This window comes from Nostoc sp. 106C, from assembly GCF_002154725.1.
In the GTDB taxonomy this organism is placed as follows: domain Bacteria; phylum Cyanobacteriota; class Cyanobacteriia; order Cyanobacteriales; family Nostocaceae; genus Aulosira.
Genome location: NZ_MTAW01000141.1, coordinates 1 through 5,326 on the forward strand (window position 1 = coordinate 1; position 5,326 = coordinate 5,326).

Here is a 5,326-nt window from a genome sequence, read left to right on the forward strand (position 1 = left end):
ATCTGGTCAATATCTTGTTACATAGCGGAAAATTTTGATGCCTACCTACTTACTAAACAAAAAACAGAACAATTATTTTGGAGGGGGCTTGGGGGACGCAACCGTCCCCCAATCGGGGGTTTGGGGGAGAATCCCCCAAATCTTGGTTTTTGTCCGACAGATGAGAACTCTGATCACCTTAACTGAACAGTATTGATCTATAAGTTGCTACAAAAAAAGGGGTAGACAACCCCACCCCTCTATCTAACCAGGAAACCCAAACTTTCTAAACCAGAACTTTAGCCAAAATTGGTTCCACATTGGTAGCAATTTCTGGAACGTACACTTGTGAAACGTAGTCTGCAATCATCCTGTCGGTGTTGAACAGTGGGGAATTTGTTTTAATTGATGCCTTCATCATCTGCACCCAACGTTGGGGAACACCTTGAGAGTTTTGCTCATAGTACAGAGGAACAATTTCTTCTTCCAACAGCTGATATAGCGATCGCGAATCTATGCGATCCTGTAATTCTTGATCGCTGGTGTTAGCATCTTCACCAATTGCCCAACCGTTAAGTGCTTTACCATCGCTGTCGGCTTTGTAGCCTTCGCACCACCAGCCATCAAGGACGCTGCAATTAAGACCACCATTAAAGCAGACTTTTTGTCCACTTGTACCAGAAGCCTCTAGAGGACGACGGGGGTTGTTCAACCAAACATCCACACCCTGCACCAGTTTTTGTCCGGTGTAAATGTCGTAATCTTCAATAAAGGCAACTCGGTTAATAATTGCTGAATGGTGACACCATTCCATCAATCTTTGAATAATCCGCTTGCCTTCTTCATCGGCTGGGTGAGCTTTACCTGCAAAGATAATTTGTACTGGACGATTGGCATTACCAAAAATCTTCAATGCCCGTTCTGCATCACGTAAAATTAAATCTCCCCGCTTGTAAGGGCTAAAACGTCGAGCAAATCCAATAGTCAGCACATCAGGATCGAGTAGGGTTTCAGTTGCTTGAATTAGTTCGTAACTTTCACCCCGTTGTTCCCGTGCTTTTTTGACTTTATAACGGGTGTAGGCAATCAATCTTTCTTTCAGCACTCGATGTCGCCACCACAGTTCCTCATCGGGAATTGCGTCAACTTTAGCCCACATTTCGGGATGCATGGCCTGAGTTTTCCAATCTTCTCCCAAATACTGATTGTACAAGTCAGCTAATAGAGGAGCAGTCCAAGTGGGCGCATGAACGCCATTCGTAATGTAACCAATGGGAACGTGATCTTCCGACTTTTGGGGATACAGAACTGTCCACATCTTCCGGGACACTTGACCGTGCAATTCACTGACGCCATTGCAAGCACGAGTCATCCGCAACGCCAAAACAGTCATCCCAAAGGGTTCCCAAGGATCGCCCAGTCTTCTCGCACCTAATGCCAAAAATTGCTCGCGGGAAAGTCGTAATTGCGGCCAGTAGTGCGCAAAGTAGGAGTCGATTAAATCCGGTGAGAAAACATCGTGTCCGGCGGGAACAGGGGTATGGGTGGTAAAAACGCAACGATTCCGCACCGTTACTTCGATGTCATAGAAAGATTTGCTAGTCCTTTCGATTTCTAAACGCGCAACTTCTAATGTACAGAAGGCGGCGTGTCCTTCGTTAAGGTGATAGACAGCAGGTTGAATACCTAAAGCATCCAAAGCGCGGACGCCACCAATACCTAATACGACTTCTTGGGCGATACGGGTTTCTAAGTTACCGCCGTAGAGGTGTCCAGTTAGCCAGCGGTCAATGGGATCGTTGTCTTCGCGATCACTATCGAGTAAATATAATGTGACTCGCCCTACTTGTACCCGCCAAATTTGGACTTTTACCAACCGTTGACGAACTTGTAATTGGACGATCAACGGTTCCCCATTTTGAGTTTTAATTAACTCAATTGGCATCCGTTGGAAGGGGTTGTCAATGTAATAATCTTCTTGCCAGCCATGACGATTCAAGCGTTGGCGAAAATATCCTTGGCGATACAGCAAGCCCACACCTACCATCGGTACGCCTAAATCCGACGATGATTTCAGGTGATCCCCAGCGAGAATGCCTAAGCCTCCGGAGTAGACTGGTAAGGATTCATGAATGCCAAATTCTGCGCAGAAGTAGGCTACTGGGTGTTCTTTGCTAAGTTGCGGTGCAACCCGACTAACCCAAGTATTTTGCTGAAGCAGATATTGGTCAAACTCGCGCGCTAAGGCTGAGACTTGTTTGAGATAAAAAGGATCTTCGGCTAATTGGGTCAGACGTTCGTAACTTGTTGATTCTAAAATCGCCACTGGGTTATGCCCACAGCGTTCCCATTCTTGGGGATCAATAGTTTGGAATAGAGCGATGCGATCGCCACTCCAACTCCACCAATAGTTATAAGCCAAATCTGCCAAGCGCTTCAGTGGAAAAGGTAACTTTTCACTTAAGCGTAGCGCTGCGGTAATTGCACTACTATTAGCCATACAACTCTAAACTCTCACTTAGTTTTTTCTATTTCACTTCACAACTGCTTCTTAACAATTGTTCTTCAGGTTGATTTCTATCGAGTCTTCTTTGATGAATCCTCTCCTGAAGTTGGAGCAGTTTACCCACATCAATTTTGAGCAATATTGAATGGTTTTCTTGTTTCTACCTTTTAAAAATTATCTCTGCTTTTGAGCATTTTTTTTATCAACTTCAGTCACATTATTTTAATCAAAATATTTTCTTGTTAATATTTATTGAATAATTGCAATAATCAACCACAATTTCATATTAAACCTGGATAGAAGCCAATTATTTTGCAGTTTATGGACAACATTAAAGTAATTTTTGACAAGCAATTACTGTAATTTTACTGTGACTTACGGTAAAAGTTAATGTGACTACAGTCACCTTAAATCATAAAGATTAAGCGAAAAAATTTTTATACTTACTTGGCAAAAGACACTTAAATAAATCAAAAAATCTGAAAAATTAGGATTAGTTGAACTTTTAGTACTTAGTTTTCAAATCTAAATTTAGTTTAATATTTAGTATTAAAAAATAATTACGTAAAATTTGCTTTAGTTAAACTTACACAATGACGAGGCTATTCATTCGTGGGCGAACAGCGTGTGGGGTTATGTCCTGCCAAAATAGGCGTAGAGATGTGACGAGGAGGAGACTGCTATTTTCGTGCTTGGTTATGGGCGATGCCTTCGGCGGGCTTCGCCTACGCCTATGAATGGCTGTCTTGAAAATAGGGAACTCTTAACAGGGAATTAGTGGCTCGAAGAAGGACAAATAGCCAATAACCCCAGTTACTACCCTGCGGGAAGACGTCCGGAGGGCATCTCCAAAGTCTGGCGACACAAAGCACTGGCTCCTCAATACCCAAGTTTCTTTACAGATCTCAAGCTTATGCTTTTTGGCTCACTTTATACTTAAGTAATAATACTGAGTCTCTGAAAATCATATTTTAACTCGTTAAGAATACTTTACTCAATACAGCAATTAGCTAGCTAATATACTGTTAATAACTTTATTATTGAGGCTATTACATAAAGATTGTATGAAATAACATAAGTAATGTTGTGGATTTTAAGCATTTATGTAAATCATTAATAAGACGTTTTTTAAAGTTACTTTCAGCTTTATGAAGTTTCTTCCATTAAGCAAAAACTTATCATGTTTTTTTAGCTAATTTAATTAATTAGTGTTGCTCATGCCATATCTAGTGTTTTATATTGATAAACACATAGATTAAAAAGTAGTTTCTATAAAGATTTTTAGAACATTCTATTGATATCTATATTTTAGATATATTTACTAGAAATAACATTTCAAATTTAATTAACAATAGTTTTCCAATTACCTATAGGTAAGGAAAAATTATTGAAATAAAATCAGATATCTGATTTTATTTACTTTTTATTAATTAAGATTTATAACAGGCTAGCCTATTAGCTTAATTCCTAGTAACCCAGACAAGTAAATTCTATTTATTAATGCACGATGGAACTATATACACCTAGTGAAATTGAACAACTCCAACAAGATCTACCATACTTAATAGAAACGTCCCAATGGTTGAAAACGTTTTTAGCTAAACCGCATCCTGATCTTGGTAGACCTGGACCTGTATGTCCATTTGTGCCAAAAGCAATAAAGTTAGATTACATTCGACTGAGAGTTATTCGTTCTCAGAATTTGGTTCAGCAACAAGTTATAAATATAGTTCTGCCTTACTTGAATACTTTCCTAGAGTTAGAACCAAAAGAGCAGGAAGATTCTTTAAACAAAGCGATATTGCTACTGTTTCCTGATATTAGCCATGAGGATGCTCCCAGACTAATTGATAGTGTCCAAAAACAACTTAAACCTTTATTTGTTGAATCAGGATTGATGCTTGGAGAATTTCACAAACGAAATCAAACCCCTGGTCTGCATAACCCTAATTTTCGTCCTCTTCGTAGCCCTATCCCCATGCTAGCTATCCGCTATATGGTTGAATCGGATCTTGCCTTTCTTCAGAGTGCAGATGATTTAAACCTTCGGATTCGATATCTCCAAGCTTATTTAAAACGCTTTGAACAAAGATTTAAAGATGAAACCAACTTCAAGAATGCTCATCAAGCATTAGCTTTAGCAAAACTACAACTGAAAAAGGAACCCTTAGTCATGTATTAATTTAATTGATTATTTTTTTATTATGAGTATAGTTAGTAAAAATTTAGAATATCAGCATAATATTCAGGTAGATAAATTGAATAATACTGATGCCACTCAAATCTTACATGAATGGCACAAAACTGAAACAATTCAAACTACAACTTTGTGTCTTCCTGAATTGTTTGAAGCACAAGTTGAGCAGACACCCAATGCGGTAGCTGTAATATTTGAAAGCCAGAAGTTAACTTACCGTGAATTAAATACCAAAGCTAATCAACTGGCAAACTATCTCAAGAAATTAGGAGTAGGACCAGAGGTACTTGTTGGTATTTGTCTAGAACGCTCTTTGGAAATGGTAGTGGGACTGTTAGGTATCCTCAAGGCGGGTGGAGCGTATGTGCCCTTAGACCCAGCATATCCTCAAGAGCGTTTAAGCTTCATCTTAGACGATACTCAAACGCCTCTAATATTAACTGTAAAACAATTAGCCAAGAACTTAGCTAGTAATCAAAGGCAAGTTGTTTGTTTAGACTCAGATTGGGAAATCATTGCTCAGAATAGCCAAGAAAATCCTGTAACTAAACTAACGCTTGATAACTTAAGCTATGTCATCTATACATCAGGTTCTACAGGACAGCCCAAAGGTGTAATGATTACCCATCGTGGTATTTGCAATA

Annotated in this window: 4 protein-coding genes; 3 read left to right on the forward strand and 1 reads right to left on the reverse strand. The window is 39.3% G+C overall.

The annotated features are described in order from the left end of the window. A partial coding sequence (locus tag BV375_RS37725; RefSeq protein WP_208099163.1) for a hypothetical protein occupies positions 1-186 on the forward strand: 186 nt, incomplete at its 5' end. Positions 187-265: 79 nt separating this feature from the next. Here BV375_RS37725 and glgP read toward each other — a convergent pair. Then, positions 266-2,479, reverse strand: coding sequence for an alpha-glucan family phosphorylase (gene glgP, locus BV375_RS21885; RefSeq protein WP_086764179.1), 2,214 nt, complete (start codon positions 2,477-2,479; stop codon positions 266-268). A 1,513-nt stretch (positions 2,480-3,992) separates the two neighbouring features. On the opposite strand from glgP, the gene BV375_RS21890 reads away from it, so the two are divergent. Then, the gene (locus BV375_RS21890; RefSeq protein WP_086764181.1) at positions 3,993-4,667 is read left to right on the forward strand and encodes a DUF6875 domain-containing protein; all 675 of its coding nucleotides are present in this window, start codon (positions 3,993-3,995) and stop codon (positions 4,665-4,667) included. Positions 4,668-4,827: 160 nt separating this feature from the next. Continuing rightward, on the forward strand, positions 4,828-5,326 hold a 499-nt coding region (locus BV375_RS21895; RefSeq protein ID WP_243714008.1), incomplete at its 3' end, for an AMP-binding protein.

Coding starts and splice junctions, on each gene's coding strand:
- glgP (WP_086764179.1), bottom strand. CDS start 2,479: ATGGCTAATAGTAGTGCAATTACCGCAGCGCTACGCTTAAGTGAAAAG.
- BV375_RS21890 (WP_086764181.1), top strand. CDS start 3,993: ATGGAACTATATACACCTAGTGAAATTGAACAACTCCAACAAGATCTA.